This is a genomic window from Pseudoalteromonas sp. KS88 (assembly GCF_004766475.1).
GTDB lineage: Bacteria > Pseudomonadota > Gammaproteobacteria > Enterobacterales > Alteromonadaceae > Pseudoalteromonas.
Map to the genome: position 1 here is coordinate 143686 of NZ_PYHV01000004.1, position 17209 is coordinate 160894.

At 40.1% G+C, this 17209-nt stretch carries 18 protein-coding genes; 9 read left to right on the forward strand and 9 right to left on the reverse strand.

The genetic code is table 11. The annotated features are described in order from the left end of the window. Window positions 1–974: 974 nt before the first annotated feature. Entirely contained in the window at window positions 975–1763 is a 789-nt protein-coding gene (locus tag C7Y70_RS01850) for a tetratricopeptide repeat protein (RefSeq protein WP_167850781.1), read from the forward strand. A gap of 141 nt (window positions 1764–1904) precedes the next feature. Here C7Y70_RS01850 and C7Y70_RS01855 read toward each other — a convergent pair whose 3' ends face one another. From C7Y70_RS01855 to C7Y70_RS01865, 3 genes are read right to left on the reverse strand one after another with little or no spacing between them, the layout of a single operon-like run. Further along, window positions 1905–2516 carry a hypothetical protein gene (locus C7Y70_RS01855; protein ID WP_135473170.1) on the reverse strand — a complete coding sequence of 204 codons (612 nt, stop codon included), beginning with the start codon at window positions 2514–2516 and terminating at the stop codon, window positions 1905–1907. Further along, a complete protein-coding gene (locus C7Y70_RS01860; protein WP_135473171.1) occupies window positions 2503–3054 on the reverse strand; it encodes an RNA polymerase sigma factor in 552 nt (183 codons plus the stop codon). Before C7Y70_RS01860 ends, C7Y70_RS01855 begins: the two co-directional genes overlap by 14 nt. A gap of 23 nt (window positions 3055–3077) precedes the next feature. Then, a complete protein-coding gene (locus C7Y70_RS01865) occupies window positions 3078–3716 on the reverse strand; it encodes an energy transducer TonB (RefSeq protein WP_099296542.1) in 639 nt (212 codons plus the stop codon). A 410-nt stretch (window positions 3717–4126) separates the two neighbouring features. Here C7Y70_RS01865 and C7Y70_RS01870 point away from each other — a divergent pair, with 410 nt between their 5' ends. Next, the gene (locus C7Y70_RS01870) at window positions 4127–4633 is read left to right on the forward strand and encodes a DUF3087 domain-containing protein (RefSeq protein ID WP_135473172.1); all 507 of its coding nucleotides are present in this window, start codon (window positions 4127–4129) and stop codon (window positions 4631–4633) included. Between the two features lie 75 nt (window positions 4634–4708). On the opposite strand, the gene dps is transcribed toward C7Y70_RS01870, so the two are convergent. The 3 genes from dps to C7Y70_RS01885 all read right to left on the reverse strand — a co-directional run bounded on the left by dps (window position 4709) and on the right by C7Y70_RS01885 (window position 7284). Beyond that, a complete protein-coding gene (gene dps, locus C7Y70_RS01875; protein WP_099296544.1) occupies window positions 4709–5224 on the reverse strand; it encodes a DNA starvation/stationary phase protection protein Dps in 516 nt (171 codons plus the stop codon). A gap of 298 nt (window positions 5225–5522) precedes the next feature. Beyond that, window positions 5523–6704, reverse strand: coding sequence for a diguanylate cyclase (locus C7Y70_RS01880; RefSeq protein ID WP_245321322.1), 1182 nt, complete (start codon window positions 6702–6704; stop codon window positions 5523–5525). Window positions 6705–6864: 160 nt separating this feature from the next. Continuing rightward, the gene (locus C7Y70_RS01885; protein ID WP_135473173.1) at window positions 6865–7284 is read right to left on the reverse strand and encodes a CBS domain-containing protein; all 420 of its coding nucleotides are present in this window, start codon (window positions 7282–7284) and stop codon (window positions 6865–6867) included. A gap of 211 nt (window positions 7285–7495) precedes the next feature. Here C7Y70_RS01885 and C7Y70_RS01890 point away from each other — a divergent pair, with 211 nt between their 5' ends. Together C7Y70_RS01890 and C7Y70_RS01895 are read left to right on the forward strand one after the other, a co-directional pair. Beyond that, a complete protein-coding gene (locus tag C7Y70_RS01890) occupies window positions 7496–8581 on the forward strand; it encodes a catalase family peroxidase (RefSeq protein ID WP_245321324.1) in 1086 nt (361 codons plus the stop codon). After that, window positions 8568–9101, forward strand: coding sequence for a cytochrome b (locus C7Y70_RS01895; RefSeq protein ID WP_135473174.1), 534 nt, complete (start codon window positions 8568–8570; stop codon window positions 9099–9101). The genes C7Y70_RS01890 and C7Y70_RS01895 overlap by 14 nt, the downstream gene beginning before the upstream one ends. A 154-nt stretch (window positions 9102–9255) precedes the next feature. Here the strand turns inward: C7Y70_RS01895 and C7Y70_RS01900 are convergent, their stop codons facing one another. Together C7Y70_RS01900 and C7Y70_RS01905 are read right to left on the reverse strand one after the other, a co-directional pair. After that, the gene (locus C7Y70_RS01900) at window positions 9256–9828 is read right to left on the reverse strand and encodes a PepSY-associated TM helix domain-containing protein (RefSeq protein WP_099296547.1); all 573 of its coding nucleotides are present in this window, start codon (window positions 9826–9828) and stop codon (window positions 9256–9258) included. After that, the gene (locus C7Y70_RS01905) at window positions 9821–10282 is read right to left on the reverse strand and encodes a DUF4920 domain-containing protein (protein WP_135473175.1); all 462 of its coding nucleotides are present in this window, start codon (window positions 10280–10282) and stop codon (window positions 9821–9823) included. Before C7Y70_RS01905 ends, C7Y70_RS01900 begins: the two co-directional genes overlap by 8 nt. A gap of 168 nt (window positions 10283–10450) precedes the next feature. Here C7Y70_RS01905 and C7Y70_RS01910 point away from each other — a divergent pair, with 168 nt between their 5' ends. Further along, on the forward strand, window positions 10451–11425 hold the full coding sequence (locus C7Y70_RS01910) for a hypothetical protein (protein ID WP_135473176.1): 975 nt from the start codon (window positions 10451–10453) through the stop codon (window positions 11423–11425). A 4-nt stretch (window positions 11426–11429) separates the two neighbouring features. Here the strand turns inward: C7Y70_RS01910 and C7Y70_RS01915 are convergent, their stop codons facing one another. After that, window positions 11430–12209 (reverse strand): DUF2189 domain-containing protein, encoded by a 780-nt coding sequence (locus C7Y70_RS01915; protein ID WP_135473177.1) that lies wholly within the window; start codon window positions 12207–12209, stop codon window positions 11430–11432. A 214-nt stretch (window positions 12210–12423) separates the two neighbouring features. Between C7Y70_RS01915 and C7Y70_RS01920 the strand changes: the two genes are divergently transcribed. From C7Y70_RS01920 to C7Y70_RS01935, 4 genes are all read left to right on the forward strand, one after another. After that, window positions 12424–12804: a BlaI/MecI/CopY family transcriptional regulator gene (locus tag C7Y70_RS01920; protein ID WP_099296551.1), complete on the forward strand. Its 381-nt coding sequence runs from the start codon at window positions 12424–12426 to the stop codon at window positions 12802–12804. A gap of 26 nt (window positions 12805–12830) precedes the next feature. Further along, on the forward strand, window positions 12831–14375 hold the full coding sequence (locus tag C7Y70_RS01925) for a M56 family metallopeptidase (RefSeq protein WP_135473178.1): 1545 nt from the start codon (window positions 12831–12833) through the stop codon (window positions 14373–14375). A gap of 214 nt (window positions 14376–14589) precedes the next feature. Beyond that, window positions 14590–16002 (forward strand): MBOAT family O-acyltransferase, encoded by a 1413-nt coding sequence (locus C7Y70_RS01930; protein ID WP_135473179.1) that lies wholly within the window; start codon window positions 14590–14592, stop codon window positions 16000–16002. Continuing rightward, window positions 15977–17197 (forward strand): hypothetical protein, encoded by a 1221-nt coding sequence (locus C7Y70_RS01935; RefSeq protein WP_135473180.1) that lies wholly within the window; start codon window positions 15977–15979, stop codon window positions 17195–17197. Before C7Y70_RS01930 ends, C7Y70_RS01935 begins: the two co-directional genes overlap by 26 nt. Window positions 17198–17209 lie beyond the last annotated feature (12 nt).

The following is a 17209-nucleotide window of genomic DNA, read 5'->3' on the forward strand; positions in this document are numbered from 1 at the left end:
ATTTAACACAAGTGATAAGTTAAACACCGTAGGCGCTAAGCTTGCTGGCGCGTGTGGCTATGGCTTCGTGCGGCGGGCGACGAGCTACGGCACAATCTTGCTAACTCTTGTCGGGATAAATCCGCGACCTACATTAAAAACCTTATTTAAGATTTTGTCGCGCTGGTGACGGCAGCCAAAGAGGGTCTAGAGCTTTTCAAACTTAGCTCTGCTGAAAGTAATTCATCCCTGAAGCTGGGTTCCTGTCAGCATCCATGCTTACACTTCCTCGCGCTGCGAAACTTCGTTTCGGTCACTCGTCATCCAGCGGCCCCGAGCATCACGCTATTTCCTTCAAATAATCAATTGATGTGAACGTAAACGGCGAAGATAGGTCAACTTACACATCCTTGTACGCTCCCCAGTTCGGCCATCCATGGCCTCTCGTTCAAAGCTACGTTTTTCACCCATGGCTTAGCTTCGCCTCATCGCGCATTGCCTACATGGATGTAGGTACTTAGGATTTGTCGGGAACAAAATCCTGCCATGCGCGATATTACTCATCAATTACTTATTTTCAGGGTGTGATGACGGGGAAGGGTGTTAAACGTGAGATCGTTTTTCGGCCTTGGCAAGAAGCAAGTCTTGTGCTCTGATTTTAGAATCGGCGATAAATGTTATCTGATTAAAGCTGGCAAAAGTTACAACTCTAGATTGCTCGTAATGATTGCTTTTTGTCTGTGAATGTCCTTTTACAATAACCACTTTGTGTTTGTACTGATGTAAATCGTAAGTTATGCTTCCCAAATTAGAAATTGAGCGTCTTTTAACTTTTTTGTAAATTTCGATTTCTTTATGGTGAGTATACTGGTAAGTGAGAGAGTTTTAAAACAGGTCAGAAGTACTCTGAAGACCTTGATATAGCTTAAATCGTGAAATATAAAACGATAAACAATTCCATAATACTTCATTAGGCTTTGAACAGGAGTGGAGTTATGGTGGTTAAGTGTATTACTTTTATTAATATTTTTGTTTTTTGCTTATTGAGTTCAGCACAGGGTATGGAAACTAAGCAAGATATGAAGCTATATGAGGGGTTAAAAGTAGCCATATTAGAAAATGATAGTAGTAAAAAGAAGTGGGTGTTATTAAATCTCGAAAAGCTACAAAATATAAATGTTACAGAGTATAACTATCTTTATGGCGTAATGGCTTTATTTGGTGTGTTCATCAATAAAAGTACAGAATTAGCGGTAAGTAAATTAGATCTAGCAGCCAGTGCTGGCCACATAGATGCCAGTTACCTACTTGGCTCTTATTATGCTCATTCTGAGTCACCCTCTAGAGGAGCTGATGAGGTGAAGTTACTTACATATGCAGCTCAAAATGGCCATCTTGGTGCAATGTATAATCTGTATGCAGTTTATGAAAATGGAGGGAAAGTAACAAGAGAGCAAGCAATGCATTGGCTTGCAATAGCAGCTGAGGCTGGTGCTGAAAACTCTTCTTTAATTTATGCTCAGATGTTATTCACTGATGCTAAAGATCAAGGAAATTCTGAATTGTCATTAAAGGCTTTGGAAGTATTAAAGAAAACAAACTTTAATGAGTTTAAGGGTGAAGCGTTTTTTTTAATGGCTCAAATTTATGGAGATGATAATTTAGAAAGTGTATTTGATTTAGCTAAAAGCTATTATTACATCGAAAAATCTGCAAATGAAGGTTTCCCACGAGCGATATTTTTGTTCGAAAATACAGAAAATTTATCAAACATGAAAAAATAAAATATGGCTAGCATTGGCACAGAAGTCATAATTTGCCAAGCTAAATATGAGCGACTGAATGTCGCAAAACTAATTTGTACATTCAAATGATCATATCTATAACTAATTTGTTTTATATAATTTCCAAACACATTAAATCTGTTAACCCCTACAAACTTTAATCCCATCTCCCGCATGTTTGAGTGCGATAATTTGGCCTTGGCTGTTGTGGGCCATGGCGAGCATGTCGCCCATGGTGATGCCGCTTTCAATGGCGTGTTTGGTGTTTAGGTCATTCAATAACGAGTCTTTTATTTGAATGAGTACTTCGTTGTGGCAGCTGGCGATGTACCAGTCGTCATCTACGCTAACTAATTTACCGTATTCAATGTAGCGCTGCTGGTGCAAGCGTAGGTCGGCGGCGAGTTTATCGTCGAGCTGTTGTTTTTGTGTTGTTATTTCACTTAAATAGCTGCCTGCACTGTCGACTTGGTGAACTTCTATAAAATGATAGTTACTTTGCTGCACGGCATAGGTGTTAAGTGCCGTTTGCTTTTCATTGGTGTTAAACATGGTAAAGCCGAGCACGACCAGCGCGCAGGCAAGGCCGGTCATTTGTAGGGGGAGTAAAAAGCGGGTGGGCTTTTTGTTTGCTGCGCTTTGTGAGAGTTGCGTTAATGCGTCGCGTTGCTCTGCACTGAGCGTATGGCGTTTTTTACGCTCGCTAAAATGCTTATCAAGTTGCTCTTCAAATTGCTCGTTATGCTTGGTCATTGTTAGCTCCTAATATGATTTTTAAGTTTTGTTTTGCATAACGTAGCCGTGTTTTTACGGTTTCATGATTGCTTTGGGTGATATGCTGTATGTCGTCAAGTGAAAAGCCTTCTTGTTGTAGGCTGAGCGCTTCGCGTTGGACAAAGCTTAATTGCATTAACGCCTCATTAAACTTGTCGTAATCAAAAGGTTGCTCTGTGCTTTTTGCTGCAATTACGGTGCTGTCTTCAAGCTCTACAAAGCGCTGTTGTTTGCGGTATTCGTCAATTAACGCATTGCGAGCCAAACGAAATAGCCAGGCTTTTGGGTTTGCTTGAGGTTGATAGTGATGGCGTTTTTCCATCACTTTTAACCATGTTTGCTGGCTTATATCAAAGGCGAGTTGCTCGTTACTTTGCGTTACTAAATAATGATATAAGTCGTTACCGAACAGGGTGACGAGCTTGGTTAAGTGGCGTGTGTCGCCACTTTTTGCGTAGTCAGCTAAGTGATCGTCACTTGGCTGACTAATAAACCATGATTTTAAACTTGTAAGCATAGGCACCATCAATTTGTATTGCGCTACTGGGTTTGGTCTAATCTAAAATCAAGCTGCACGCTTTGGCCTGTTTGCACCTGTGCTACGCCATCAATCACTTTAGGGCGATACTTCCACCGTTTGATTGCTTTTAATGCTTCTCGGTTGAAAATACGTTTTGGCTCTGCATCAATCACTTTCGCATCAATCACTTCCCCTGTTGGAGATACATTAAAGCTTAATTGTACCCAACCTTCAATGCCATCACGTGCTGCGGTTGTGGGGTATTTAGGGTTTATACGCACAATGGGCGTGGCATCGCCCGTCGGCCGCGTTAGGTTTGTGTTGAAATCATTGCCTATTTTATCAATGCTAATGTCAGGCGTAATTGCGGTAGTAACGACGTTCGTATCTGTGCTTGGCGGTGTACGCGGGGGCACTTTGGGTGGCGTTTGCATTTTTGGTGGCGGCGGCAATGTTTGCTTTTGTTGCACTTTAGTGTCTTCGGGTACTTTGAATATCTCAACAACCACAGTGTCGCCGTTAAAGTTGGTTGCACGTTGCTCACCGGTTATTAAGTACTGCATAAAGGCAAAGGCGGCAAAGGTCATGGCTGCACCGCCCACAATCGCGGTGGTTGTTTTTAATGTGCTATTAGTTTGGGGAAAGTCTACTGTTTGCATAAGCAAATCCTCGGTCATTAATGATGTATTTATCACTAAAACGTGCGGTAAATTAAAAAGGGGTGAAATAGTTTTAAAAAGTTTCGTTTTTGTTTGCGGGCTTTGGTTACAATGGCATCTATACCCAAGCCACCTCAAGGTGCAGAATTCAGCGTTTCACAGGGGCTTAATATCAAGGCGTTACTTTGCAACAATGGCAATCCCTTTTAATAAGTAACAACGATGAGAGTAAGTTCCTGTGAAGCGCCCCATGGGTTGGTTTAAAAGCGATTTATACTGCGTTATTGATTTTAACAATAGAACCACTATTATTTGCAATCAATGCCTTGCCTAAATCGCTTTTAATTCCAACTGAAACTCGCACCTTGAGGTGGTTTGGGTATAGTATTTTTTAAATTTATTGGGCAGTTATGAAACTAATTCAAATTGATAAAGCGCGTTATCGTAAGCATTTAAACCGCGTAATTATTGGCTGCGGCTTGGGGTTAGCTGCGGGCAGTTTAGCTATTTCACAAACCTTAATTTTATTGTTTCCGGATGAAAGCGGCAGCCATTTTCATTGGAACTTATTGGGTGTGGTGGTAACCAGTTTAGCCATTGCGTATGCGTTAAATAAATACCGTAAGCATGACTTCATGACAGAAGTTGTTTATGTATGGGAGCTTAAACAAGCGCTTAATAAAATAACTCGTAAAATGCCAAAGCTTAAAGCCGCAGGTCGTGAAGGTAATGCGGATGCGCTGCTTGCCATTCATTATAGTTATGCGGGGTCACGTTTGTTGTGGCAGCTCGATGACAACACCATCACCATGGATGAATTAGCTATTAAGCAAGCTGAACTCGATAGCGTTGCTGAAAAATTTAACTTAACGCTAAATGCCGATGATTATGATGATGCGATTTTGAAAGCATTTTAATAATGTGATTAGGTAAACCATAAGCAATAAAAAGCTCGGCAATTGCCGAGCTCTTTTATATTTACCCTTAGGTAATTAACTTTGTAGTTCACCGGTTGATGATTCGATGTGGGCTCTTACAAACCATTGGAATTGCTCAAGCTCAGCAAGCTGTGCGATGATCATATCCTCTGATACAGGGTCTAATTCAGCTAGTTTATCAACTGCTTTACGGTGATCAGCGTTAACCCCGTTATATACTTTATCTAGTGCGACTAGGTGATCTTTCACCAGCCCTTTACCAATTGAATAATCTTCCCAAGAGCGACGGTCAACGATTGATTTAGGAGTACCTACAGGTACGCCACCTAATGTTGCGATTCGTTCAGCAATGGTGTCGGTCATTTCGCGAATAGTTTCAACTTGTGGGTCCAGCATTTCGTGAACACCAATAAAGTTGGGGCCAACCACATTCCAATGAATGTGCTTTAAAGTAAGTTGTAAATCAATTAGCGCTACCATGCGATTGTCGAGTTGAGATATTGCTTGCTCTGCAGATTCGCTCGTCATACCTGGTGCTGTAAATTCTGCTACTTTTGAAGTGTTACTCATCACTACTCCTCGTTTTAGATAATTATCAAACCTGATTTACGGCTTGTATTTTGTGTTGTATGAATAGGAGCAAGCACTATGCCTAGTTGTTACATAACTTTAAGTTGCTGTTATTTAGTTGTTTTTATTTTATTTTTAGAGAGGAAATAAAATCGTCACCAACATCATATGAAAATTATGCACGAGGAGTGTAAATTATTCAGTGTTTAAAATAGGGACTTGGATCTTTATATGAATTGTTTTAGATGTTGGTGAGGTCATGTATTGCCACTGAATACAGAACTCTAAAAAGCATTAACTATACTTCTACTTTGTTTCGCCCGCTCTCTTTGGCAACATACAAGCGGTCGTCAGCTTTTTGGATTAATAGCTCTAGGGAGTCATCGCTAAGTGAACTTGCAGACACACCAAAGCTGGCACTGATCGTGATGTGTTTATTTTTGACTGATAGCGGGGTTTCATTAATTTTTATGCGAATTTTTTCAGCTAAAGTCACAGCGCCATTAGCATTTGTTTCAGGCAGCAAAATTACAAACTCCTCACCGCCAAACCTTGCTAACACATCCGAACTTCTAATATTTTCTTTTGTGATACGCGCAACATGCTGAATGGCAACATCGCCCGCAGCATGACCATAGTTATCGTTAACAACTTTAAACTTATCAATATCAATCATGATGATACTGGATGGTTTTTTATTGCGTTTACTACTATGCAGTAGTTTTTCACCAATCATAAAAAAGGCACGTCTATTATAAATACCCGAAAGGTAATCATGGGTTGCTTCCCACTGCAATCTGCGTGCAAATGAGCTGATTTTTGAAACCATGGGCCTAAACACAAAAACGGCTTCAATTAAAATAGTAAAAATGGTGATTATAAGCACGACTTGTTGAGCTGAACGCAGGTTATCTACTTCATCTAGGCTTTCTTTTTCGTAAAGGCTAACTACATCATTAAGTGCAGTTAATAATGGCTCTTTTGCCATTTGTTTGAATTCTAAATTTTCAGAACTAAAAACCTCTATATTGCGAGGTGGCGACGCAAGAGTGTCTGATATTAGGCTTACAAAGTGTGCTAGTTGTTTATCTACATTGTTATCTTTGTTGAAGTAGAGGTTGAGCATGTCGTTTGAAAGCCCCGAAGGCTGATTATTTGATAATGCTTTATAGTGCTCAGATAGTAACGCTTGATGATTTGAGATCATTTGGTCTATGGCTTGCTGCGCTGTGCGTTTAGCATCACTGGAGCCTGTTTCTAAATAGTCGAGTGTGAACAAGGTTGCACGCTGGGTTAGCATACGCTGTTGACCACTGATATTAATAATTTTGCCAGTTTGTAGTTGTTGCTCAATTACTGAGTTTAATAACATGTGGGCAGCAATAGCGAGTAGAGCAATAATAGACAAAGAGATAACGTAAATTCTAGTCATCATTCTTCGAGGGTTATGAATAGTGTCGCTCGTTTGTTCGTCGTTCAATGTGGCTATGCCTTAAAACGTACTAAGTAAAATAAGCATGATATTTGTGCTCAGCTATGATGTTGTTTTTCCTATCACTTTAAATATAGCGCGAGTATTTTAATTTGCACATTAAAGTAATCAGTTAGCCGCTAAGGCAGCCCCAGCTTACACTAAACAATTATGATAATAGCGCGGCAGCTAAACGCACAAAGTCTGACGATGTCAAAATACCGATTAAATCGTTATCTTCATCTACCACCGGCATACAGCCGTGTCGGTTTTCGACGAAGAAGTTAGCAACCTCGTGTAAAGGTTGTTTAGGTTCAATGCTAGTAAAGTCTGTTGCCATGATATCGTGAATTTTGATTTGTTTTTCTTTTCGTTCAAGGGCTGTAGAGCTGTAGTTCGCCATGATCCCCATGACCTGAGCAATTAAAATCTTTTGCGTTAACATGCCCACTAAACCACCGCTTTCATTAATGACAGGAATGTGGCGGATGTTTTTTTCTTTCATTAAGTTGTGTGCATCATGCAAGGTATTATCTGCGTTAATGGCAAAGGGAGCTGGAGTCATTAAATCAGCTACATGGTGAATCATAGTTCAATCCTTCTTAAATGAGTTTGTAATAAGTGTAGCTTTAATATGGCTGATTACACCGTAGTGAGATCAATGTTTAGTTAAAAAAACAGGTGATTCTATGGCTGTACTAAAACGACGATTACCAGAATAAACATTTATATTGAAATGGATTTTATAAAATGGCGGTCTGTAGGGGAGGGTTAAATCGTAAATAAAAGGCTATTTAGAGATGACAAAAACAACACGCAGTAACAAGCCTACTATTGGTGTTTTTCGTGTATGTGCGTTGGCAGTATCAATGGGGGTATTTGCAACAGCTACATTATATTTTGCCGGGGCTTTTAACGACGATCAAGTAACAGCACAAGCGTTTGTTGACTTGCAGCAAGGTAGTAAGGTGCATGCCGGATTTAGGCGGGCACATGCTAAAGGAATATGTGTTTCGGGTAACTTTGAATCTACCGGGTTGTTGTCAGCGTATTCAACCGCCAATGTATTTAAACTTGGCAATACACCCTTTATCGGGCGTTTTTCTATCGCAGGTAATAACCCAACGGCACCTGATTTAAAGGCACCTGTGCGTAGTTTGGCGTTTGTGGTAAATACTGCCACTGATGATGAATGGCGAGTTGCGATGAATACACCGCCGGTTATGGCTGTGGCCACGCCCGATGCTTTTTACAAACAGCTACAAGCGCTTGCACCTAATCCTGAGACTGGGAAGCGAGATGCAAAAAAAATTAGCGCATTCTTTAAAGCTCATCCAGAGAGTAAGGCATTTAACGAATGGAAAGCCAGCTATACGCCAGCCAATAGTTTTGCTACGGAGCAATATAACAGCATAAATGCATTTTATTTGCACGATGCACAAGGGAAAAGGCAAGCCGTGCGTTGGCAGGCTGTGCCCAGTATGAGTGACCAAGAGGTCGCTGGACTTGATCAGCAATCACCCGATGCCTTACAACAGCAACTTATCTCACAATTAGAAAAGCAACCAGTTAGGTTTGATTTAATGTTTACGTTGGCTGATAGCAATGACGATGAAAATAATCCAACCATTCCATGGCCTTCATCGCGCCAAGTCATTAATGCGGGGTCTTTAGTTATTGCAGATTGGCGTTTTCAAAATGAAGGGGCATGTGGGGCACAAAACTTTGATCCACTCGTTTTACCTAAAGGGATGAGTGCAACTGCAGATCCTATTTTACGTGCTAGAGGTGCAGCGTATGCGCAATCATTTCGTCGCAGAGCAACAGAGACATTACTCAATCAGCATATAACAGATAAAGAAGGAGCGGGTGATGCACGCAACTAAACACTACTCAGCAACAAGCAGGCTATTACACTGGGCAATGGCACTCCTGTTGATTTCAATGCTTTTTCTGGGCTTATCCATGGTACAAAGTTTAGCTGTGTGGCAAGTTGAAGCGGTCGCTTTGCATAAATCGTTTGGTATTGTTGCGCTGATATTGGTGATTATCAGGCTTATCAATACCTGGCGCAGTGTGTCGCCTTCTCTTCCTAATGAACTTAGCCAGCTGCAGCGTATCGCGGCTTCTGCAACGCATACCGGGCTTTATATTTCGATGTTGTTAATGCCGTTATCGGGTTGGCTAATGCAAAATGCGGATGGTCGGGTTGTGAATGTATTTGGGTTGTTTAGTTTGCCAAATTTGATTGCAGTTGATATTCGTTATTTTGCGTTTTTTCGTGAAGTACATGCGTTGGCTGCGTGGGTATTTTTACTGTTGATATTTATGCATATAAGCGCTGCGCTTTATCATGGGTTAATAAAAAGCGACGGTGTTTTTTCATCAATGTTTAAAGGTAAGTAACACGTGACACTAATAGTAGATATATCCAAAAGGTGAACCCCCTTTACTTATCTTTTATTAAGGTCTGTTGACCTTTACGGATTAAAATTTGTTCAAGCTAGGGACGGTTTAAGCGCTAATAGTGAAATAAAGTGAAGGTGCTCATCTTCACTTTTTACATCAATATATACAAAGCGGGTAAGGCGATACCGCTGAGTATCCACAGTGATCTTATACCCCAAGGGCTGTGTTTCCCTTTAATCATGAACAGACCACTTAGCGCTAAAAAAATGAGTAACGCAGCAAAGGCATCTGAAAATATAACCCAAGATGCTTTTGTCTCGTTCAGATGTAAGCGGTTAAATGCTTGAAATACATGGCGAGGAGTTATTTTTTCATACACTATTTGCTGATCTTTAAGGTTTAATAGTAGGTTATTGCCATTTTTAAAAAACAGTTTAAATTGAGTTGGTGATGCCCAATATGAGGCCTTAACTTTTTCATTAACTTCACTTATTGCAAGTAATTGATTAATGAGTTTAGTGTCGTTATCAAGTGACCACTTTTGGGCTGAGACAGATATTACAGCTTGTTCAACACGATAATTAGGATTCCAGTCATCTTTGTGATTAACCGCAATCCCCGATACTGCAAAAATGATCACTAAACCCATACAAAAGTAACCGATATCACGATGTAAACTACGGTTTAATTTATACCAGTTAATTCTTCTTTTTGTTTTACTCAATAATCTCTACACCTGTAGGCACAAGTTGATAAATTGCCATTGGCTCTGTCACTGTGTTTTCGTCAAATTCATTCCCTGCTTGTTGTGCTCGGTGTGCTAACAAAGCTTTAGTTCGGGTCAAGTTGAGTTGGATTTTATTTAGCTTTCCTGTTGCCATTGCTTTGCTGCCTTTGGCAGTCATAGGAAATACCATATCGCCGTCATTAACCTTGATTTTCAAGTTTTGAAAACGCTTATCAGAGGCAATCGTCATCCAGCACCCTCGTTTAGCGCATACACCTACAACAGTCCCTTCAATGGTTATTTGTTGATCTAAAAAGCTATCCGGTGCGGCCATTATTGTCGAAATTTTTAATAAGCTTGCATTATCAACGGGTTTGCCAAATTGTTCTGCGTTGGCAGTGGAAAGCCCAATTGTGACAATAATTAAAACTAAGAGTTTGCAAAAATTCATCCTAGATCCTTTATGTTCAGTGAAATTTAGTCAAACCATTTTAAAGTTACGGACTAATAATCTTTTTTAATATAATCATAAGTAATTAGTTATTGCAATTTCAGAGGGTAAGCCCTAAAGTTTACTTGTACCCAAATAGGGTTTGCTTGAGGTTTGTAAAGGAAAATTATGCGCCACTATCCACTCTATAAAATCGACGAAGTGCGTTTACGCCGCCTAGGAGTGGGGGTGATTAATACTTATAACCTAACTCATATAACCAATCTAGATACTGAAAAAGCTATCAACAAAGAGTGCCTTGATTTACTTGCATTAAATGACGATTGCACGCGTGATGATTTTATTGAATTACGCCAGCGTAGAAATATCAGTGATGATGTACCTGACGACGACTTATTTGCTCAAGTAATTGAAGATAATAATGGTAACTTATTCGTAGCCAGTGTTTGCCGTAATGATGATGACGAAACTATGTTTGAAATCTTTAGCGAACATTCATTAACAGAAGCGGTTTTAAAAGAAGTTGTGGCCTATATTAGTGAGGTTTTTTGTTGGTGCACACCTGTGCACATTTGTGTTTGGCCTGCGCCAGAATCACCACAAGTACAGCACTTACAGTCATTACTTGGTGCTCGTGCTGTTGACTCCTTATTAGGTAGCCAAACGCCATTGCTTGATGTGAGTGACGCTTTAAAAACGGATATCTCTTTACAGCCCTTTGAGCTTGAGAAAGATTGGCCTTGGTATGAGCAGGAATACAACCAGTTTCTAACAGAAAACCCAGCAATGGCAAACATAGTGCCAATCAGCGATAAAGAAGAGCTGATAGAATCCATTGAAGCTGGCTTATGTAGCATGGCATTCTATCAAAACCAGCCCCTAGGAATGGTTATGGGGGAGGTAAGTGAAGAGTTAGGCTTTGATGGTTTATTGGTGAGTGATATTTTTATTACTAAACAATTTAGAGGCCAAGGTTTAGCCTCGCCGATGCAGCGTTTATATTATCAACAGTATATAAAGGATTTTGAATTTTTTTTTGGATATATTGATGCAAGCAATAGGCCTTCATATCAGAATGCACTCAAACAAGGGCGTAAATTATTGCGCCAAGAACTTTACCTCCCAGCGCAATTATTTCTATAAGCCGTTATTCATACCCACGTGATTTTTTGGTTTTAATAATGGCAATGTAGCCATGCCAGCTGGCATAACTAAGCAGTGGCATTATCACAATAAATCCGGTGCCGCCAGTTACAAAGCCCACAGCAACCAACACAAATATACAAACCGACCATACAATCATTGCTGAGAAATTACTTTTAACTGCATTCATTGAAGACATAACGGCGGTCATAATATCAACACGTCGTTCCATCATAATTTGCGGTGTAAACGCTGAAATGGCAAATACAGTAACCAACAGGATGCCACCTATAATACTACCCAGTGTTAAAAATGCAGACAGTTCTTCAAATGTTGGGTTGGCATGACTTGGGTATAATGCATGTACCAAAGCGGCTAGGCGCATCCAAATAATCATTATAACCATTAAAAGTATGGCAAATCCCCATTCACCAACCGGGTTTCTAAACATCGATTTTAACGAATGCATTAACGTTGGTTTATGCCCTTTTTCAAGCTCCCAGGCCACATCATATAAACCCACAGCAAATGCAGGGCCAATTAAGGCAAATGCAACAGTTGCAGGTAAAATAACAAGATGGGTCCCTGTGTACAGGGCGCTGTAAATAATTGCTAAAGGAATAATTGTAAAAATTAATCCATATATAAGGCTAAGCAAGGGCGCGCGGGTCATATCTTTTACTGCTAGCGCAAGCCAATGAAAAGCAGCAAAAGTATCGACTTTGTTGCATTCTAAGCAACGTGCAAACTCGGTGTTTTTATCGATTGTGTTCGTTGACGGCATAAATGAGTCTCCTATTGGGGCTACTCTTTAGGTTTAGAACACTCGGGTATTATTTACAAATTTTTAAGGATTTTTTTGTTACCAACTTGTTTGTTGGTTGATGGTTTAGGTGCGCACAAAAATTAAAAACTAATTAATTAGTTGATAGAGTGAAAATTGCGCGCTATAGTATTTAAAACTAATTAATTAGTAGAAAGTTTAAAGGGAGAACACAATGGCTAGAAATAAATCGACTCAGTTAACTGACGGTGAGCAGAGCATTATGGAAGTGCTTTGGAAGAAAGGAGATGCGTCTGTTCGTGACATAACGGATGAGTTATCAAAACAAAAACAAACAGCGTACACCACGGTACAAACACTGTGTAAGATTTTGGCGGAGAAAGGTTACGCTGATTTTAAAAAGGAGGGTAAAGCCTTTATTTACACCGCTAAAATCACCCAAAAAGAAGCACGACAAAGTGCGCTTACTTCAATGTTAAACAAGTTCTTTGGTGGCTCTCCTAAGGTGTTAGCACAGCATTTAATGCAAGAGACTGATATAGACCTTGATGATTTAGAAGCACTGCAACGTAAAGTTGATGAAAGTAAAGATTAATCAATCCAGATAAGGATGTGAAGACAATGATGATTGAATATACCTTATTAACAACCTTGGCATTTCACCATCTAGTAATTGGCTTTATTTTATTGATAGGGCTGTCGGTATTTAACCGATGCGTAGCAGGGAGTGCAGAATTAAAAAGTTGGCTTTGGATGACGGCGTTTGTTGCTGCAACGGTGATTCCTTTTAGTTTGATCACCCAAGGTAACGAAAATACGCGAGTGAATGTGAATACTCCGGCGCCAACTATTGTATCTAATCAGGCGTCTAATATGCCACACTCCAGTAAAAGCGATACCGTCAATACATCAGATGATAGCTGGCACTTACCCAGCGAAATTGTATTCAACTTCTCGTTTTTGCTTAGTTTAGGAGTGTTTATATGGTTTGCTGGTAGTGTATGGCGAACTTTCACGGTGCTTTCATCATACATTCAAACGCGATTTTTATTACGCTCTACCATTATGCAAGCACCCCACCTTTCAACGCATATCGATACCCAGGTCTATACCTCAGATAAAGTATCTTCTCCTTTAGTTATTGGCTTTAAAGAGCCAAAAATTATTATTCCTCAAAGCCTGACCGAACAACTTAAAGATGAGCAATTACGCGCAATCGTCTTACATGAACATGCGCACATTAAGCGTAAAGACAATTGGTTTGGTTTATTTCAAGAAGTTATCGCCATTTTATTTTGGTGGAGTCCGGTGATTCGTTTACTCAACAAACGTATTCATGTTGAGCGCGAGATAGCCTGTGATTTACGTGCGGTGAATGAACTACAAAGCACTCAGTTATATGCACAATCGTTAATAGATTGCGCTAAGTTAATGATCACACAACAACGCAGTGTGCTGGCTATGGGATTATTTAGTAAGAAAAAAGAGTTGAATTATCGCGTTGGTGCCGTGCTAAATAATAAGCAATTTAAAAAGCCACGGTTCGCTACTATTGTCTTAATTTGTGCGGCTGTAACAGCCACAACAATTCAAGCTACACAAGTGTTTTCACCTAAAATTAGTATTAAGCACACGGTGAAAGATGCGCGACATTATTCATTATTACCTCAGGCTGAAAGTAATCTATTAATAGAAGCTGTCTCTCGAAATGATATTGAAGCGGTAAAAGCACTTCAAAACGAAGGGGTTGATATAAACATTCCGCTAATTGGCGATGGCACTGCACTGATGATTGCCGTAAAGCAAAATAATAGAGTAATGGCGCAAGAGTTAATCGACCTAGGAGCCGATGTAAATCAATCATCCAGCGGCGATGGCAACCCTCTAATAGTTGCCGCAATGAGTAACAACCTAGACTTGGCGAGATTACTACTAAATAACGGCGCTGATGTAAACGCGGTTGTACCAAGGGATGAAACGGCGCTTATCAACGCAAGTTATTTTGGCTTTTATGCCATGACAGAGTTGCTTATTCAACGAGGTGCCGATGTTAACTTGGCTGTCACAACAGGTGCATCAGATGGCTATCAACGACGCTCACCTTTGAATCGTGCGCGCACTGAGCGTATTAAATCACTTCTTATTGCTAATGGGGCGCGCCAATAAAATGCGGTAGTGGTTTTGGGCCCCATAATTTTATGCTAACGCTGATTACATTTCGTTAATCAGCGCCAACAAACACATTTAACTAATTAATGATTGAATGATTTTGAACCTACTTTTTAGTGGGCTGGCCAAACTCGTTCTAAAAAAAGGAAATCAGCATGTTTACACTGTTTCATAACGCTGCTACCAGGCTTGCTATAAAAAAGGTGGCCATATGATATTTAATACCCCCATATTCTTTTGGTTTTTTGCCATCTTTATTTTGTTTTATGGATTTGTGTTTTTAAAACAAAAACCCAAAGTTTATTTAATTCTAGTAGGTAGTTTGGTGTTCTATGGCGCATGGAACTACAGCTTTATTCCTTTGCTGGTAGGCAGTGGGTTGGCGGATTACTTTATTGCCCAAGCGATTTATAAAGCGCCAACGCAGCAACGCAAGAAGCAGTGGGTCACACTTTCAATTGTTTTAAATTTAGGTCTTTTGGCGGTATTTAAATACGCTGATTTTGCACTGAACTCGGTGTCAGAACTACTGACTACGCTGGGCTATCATGCCTCATTAGACACACTGGGTTGGGTGCTTCCCGTTGGTATCTCTTTTTATACCTTTCAGAGTTTAAGTTACACCATTGATGTCTATCGCGGTGATATGAAACCACGTAAAGGGCTGGTGGAGTTTGTGGCAGCGTTATCTTTTTTCCCTCAGTTAGTTGCTGGGCCTATCTTAAGGGCAAGCCATATATTACCGCAAATGCATGCAATCGCTTTACCTAAATTCACAGCTATTAAGCATGGTTTTTTATTAATAACGGTTGGCCTAATTAAGAAAACAGGCGCAGATATCTTAGCTATTCCAGCGCAGCATGCTTTTGAAGCCAAAGGCCCTGTTAGTACTTTAGAGCTTTGGACGGGGGTGCTGGCATTTGCTGGGCAAATATACGGCGATTTTTCTGGTTATACCGATATGGCAATAGGGATTGCATTGATTTTAGGGTTTAGCATTCCGCTCAATTTTAGGGTGCCTTATTTTGCACTTTCTCCGGTAGATTTTTGGCGTCGCTGGCATATTTCACTCTCTACTTGGTTACGTGATTATTTGTATATATCACTGGGGGGAAATAGGCATGGTAACCGTACACGTAATGTGTTTTTAACCATGTTATTAGGTGGTTTATGGCACGGTGCTGCATGGACCTTTGTTGTATGGGGAGCATTCCATGGTGCCATTATTACTGCTACGCATTATCTTGCAGGGCTTAGAATATTCGCCCGATTTAATCAATCTACAACATGGCTTGTTAACTTTATTAAATGGGCGATCACTTTTTACTTAGTTTTGATTGGTTGGGTATTCTTTGCTGCAAACGACCTTACATCAGCCATTGATATTATTACGAATTTACATGTGCTTAATTCAACTATTGCATCAGGTAATAATGCCATGACTATTTTCACTTTGACCTGTGGGTGGGTGTTATTAGTGCACATTATGGATTTTTATGTAATTAAAGGGGCTGACAAGTTGGAAAATAAACCGTGGTTATTCTGGTTGTTAATGATGTTGGGTCAGGGAGTATGTCTATTTATCGGGGAGCCAAGTAATGAGTTTATCTATTTCCAATTCTAATCAGCAAGGTAAGTCACCAATGACATCACAAAAATTATATGGCAAAACAATCTTTGCAATAGGCTTATGTATTGCGTTAGCACTGCTTAGTATATATTTAATTTTGCAAGGAATGGGCGCTAACTCACAAGGGGCGTTAGGCCGAGTTACAGAGTCTCGTGCCGCGCTACCAAAAATAGTGAAAGAGCCAAACGAAGTAGTTATGTTTTTTGGCTCTTCAATGACACGTGCTGGTTTCTCACCCCGCAAATTTGATGCTGATCTAGCCGAGCAGGGTAAGCAGGTTAAGTCGTTTAATTTTGGTTTCGGTGGACTTAACCCGTATTTTCAGAATTTTTTATCACGTCGTATTGCAGATGAGTTTGTTAAAGAAGATCGCAAAATTAAGCTCGCAATGATTGAATTTAACCCTTTTCAAACAACTCAAACACGTTGGAATAATGCATCCCCCGTACTCGATTCGTTTTTAACCTTGCTAGCCAATGATGAAGAGTTAATGGAAATAGCTAAAACGGATTTAACCCGTGGCATCAGGCTTTTTAACATTAAGTATTTACGCGGTAGTATTTCGGCTGAAATGATCACCAGCTTTTTTGCTCGGGAGTTATTTCCACCGCAAGCCCATCAAACGTTTAAAGACGATGATGAAATTATTGCTGAGCGTGGTCGTTTAGGGCGTTTATTGGGGGAAAAATTTGATGAAGAATACCCAAATTATAAAGGCGAAGCATGGAGCTACACATGGCAAGGTGGAGGCACAATACCACAAGAGCGGTCAGAGGAAACACTAGCCATTTTTGATGACTACTATCGTGTAACGCAGACTGACAACATGATGAAAAACGACCGCCTTAGCCGTATTCGTAGTGCTGATATAGAGGAATTAAATTTTGAGCCTCTGCTGGTTGAGCACTTCATCAATATAATAAAAAACTTTCAACGTGTTTCCGAAAACGTTGAAGTGATGATGCTACCAAAAAATAGCAAATGGATAAAAACCACCCCCGCGGCAGAAAAGCGTTTAGCGGCAGTGGTGAAGCAAATTGAAGAAGCGACAGGGATTAAAATGAAAGATCATCAAAACTTACCACAAATTACGTCGGCTATGTACCGTGACACGACGCACTTATCTCGTTATAGAGGTGACATTGCGTACACTAATTACTTAATACAGCAGTACCAAAATATACTGTGAGGATAAGCCCTC

Excerpts from the sequence above, each read along its gene's own strand:
- C7Y70_RS01850 (WP_167850781.1), top strand. The coding sequence starts at position 975 with ATGGTGGTTAAGTGTATTACTTTTATTAATATTTTTGTTTTTTGCTTA.
- C7Y70_RS01855 (WP_135473170.1), bottom strand. The coding sequence starts at position 2,516 with ATGACCAAGCATAACGAGCAATTTGAAGAGCAACTTGATAAGCATTTT.
- C7Y70_RS01860 (WP_135473171.1), bottom strand. The coding sequence starts at position 3,054 with ATGCTTACAAGTTTAAAATCATGGTTTATTAGTCAGCCAAGTGACGAT.
- C7Y70_RS01865 (WP_099296542.1), bottom strand. The coding sequence starts at position 3,716 with ATGCAAACAGTAGACTTTCCCCAAACTAATAGCACATTAAAAACAACC.
- C7Y70_RS01870 (WP_135473172.1), top strand. The coding sequence starts at position 4,127 with ATGAAACTAATTCAAATTGATAAAGCGCGTTATCGTAAGCATTTAAAC.
- dps (WP_099296544.1), bottom strand. The coding sequence starts at position 5,224 with ATGAGTAACACTTCAAAAGTAGCAGAATTTACAGCACCAGGTATGACG.
- C7Y70_RS01885 (WP_135473173.1), bottom strand. The coding sequence starts at position 7,284 with ATGATTCACCATGTAGCTGATTTAATGACTCCAGCTCCCTTTGCCATT.
- C7Y70_RS01890 (WP_245321324.1), top strand. The coding sequence starts at position 7,496 with ATGACAAAAACAACACGCAGTAACAAGCCTACTATTGGTGTTTTTCGT.
- C7Y70_RS01895 (WP_135473174.1), top strand. The coding sequence starts at position 8,568 with ATGCACGCAACTAAACACTACTCAGCAACAAGCAGGCTATTACACTGG.
- C7Y70_RS01905 (WP_135473175.1), bottom strand. The coding sequence starts at position 10,282 with ATGAATTTTTGCAAACTCTTAGTTTTAATTATTGTCACAATTGGGCTT.
- C7Y70_RS01910 (WP_135473176.1), top strand. The coding sequence starts at position 10,451 with ATGCGCCACTATCCACTCTATAAAATCGACGAAGTGCGTTTACGCCGC.
- C7Y70_RS01915 (WP_135473177.1), bottom strand. The coding sequence starts at position 12,209 with ATGCCGTCAACGAACACAATCGATAAAAACACCGAGTTTGCACGTTGC.
- C7Y70_RS01920 (WP_099296551.1), top strand. The coding sequence starts at position 12,424 with ATGGCTAGAAATAAATCGACTCAGTTAACTGACGGTGAGCAGAGCATT.
- C7Y70_RS01925 (WP_135473178.1), top strand. The coding sequence starts at position 12,831 with ATGATGATTGAATATACCTTATTAACAACCTTGGCATTTCACCATCTA.
- C7Y70_RS01930 (WP_135473179.1), top strand. The coding sequence starts at position 14,590 with ATGATATTTAATACCCCCATATTCTTTTGGTTTTTTGCCATCTTTATT.
- C7Y70_RS01935 (WP_135473180.1), top strand. The coding sequence starts at position 15,977 with ATGAGTTTATCTATTTCCAATTCTAATCAGCAAGGTAAGTCACCAATG.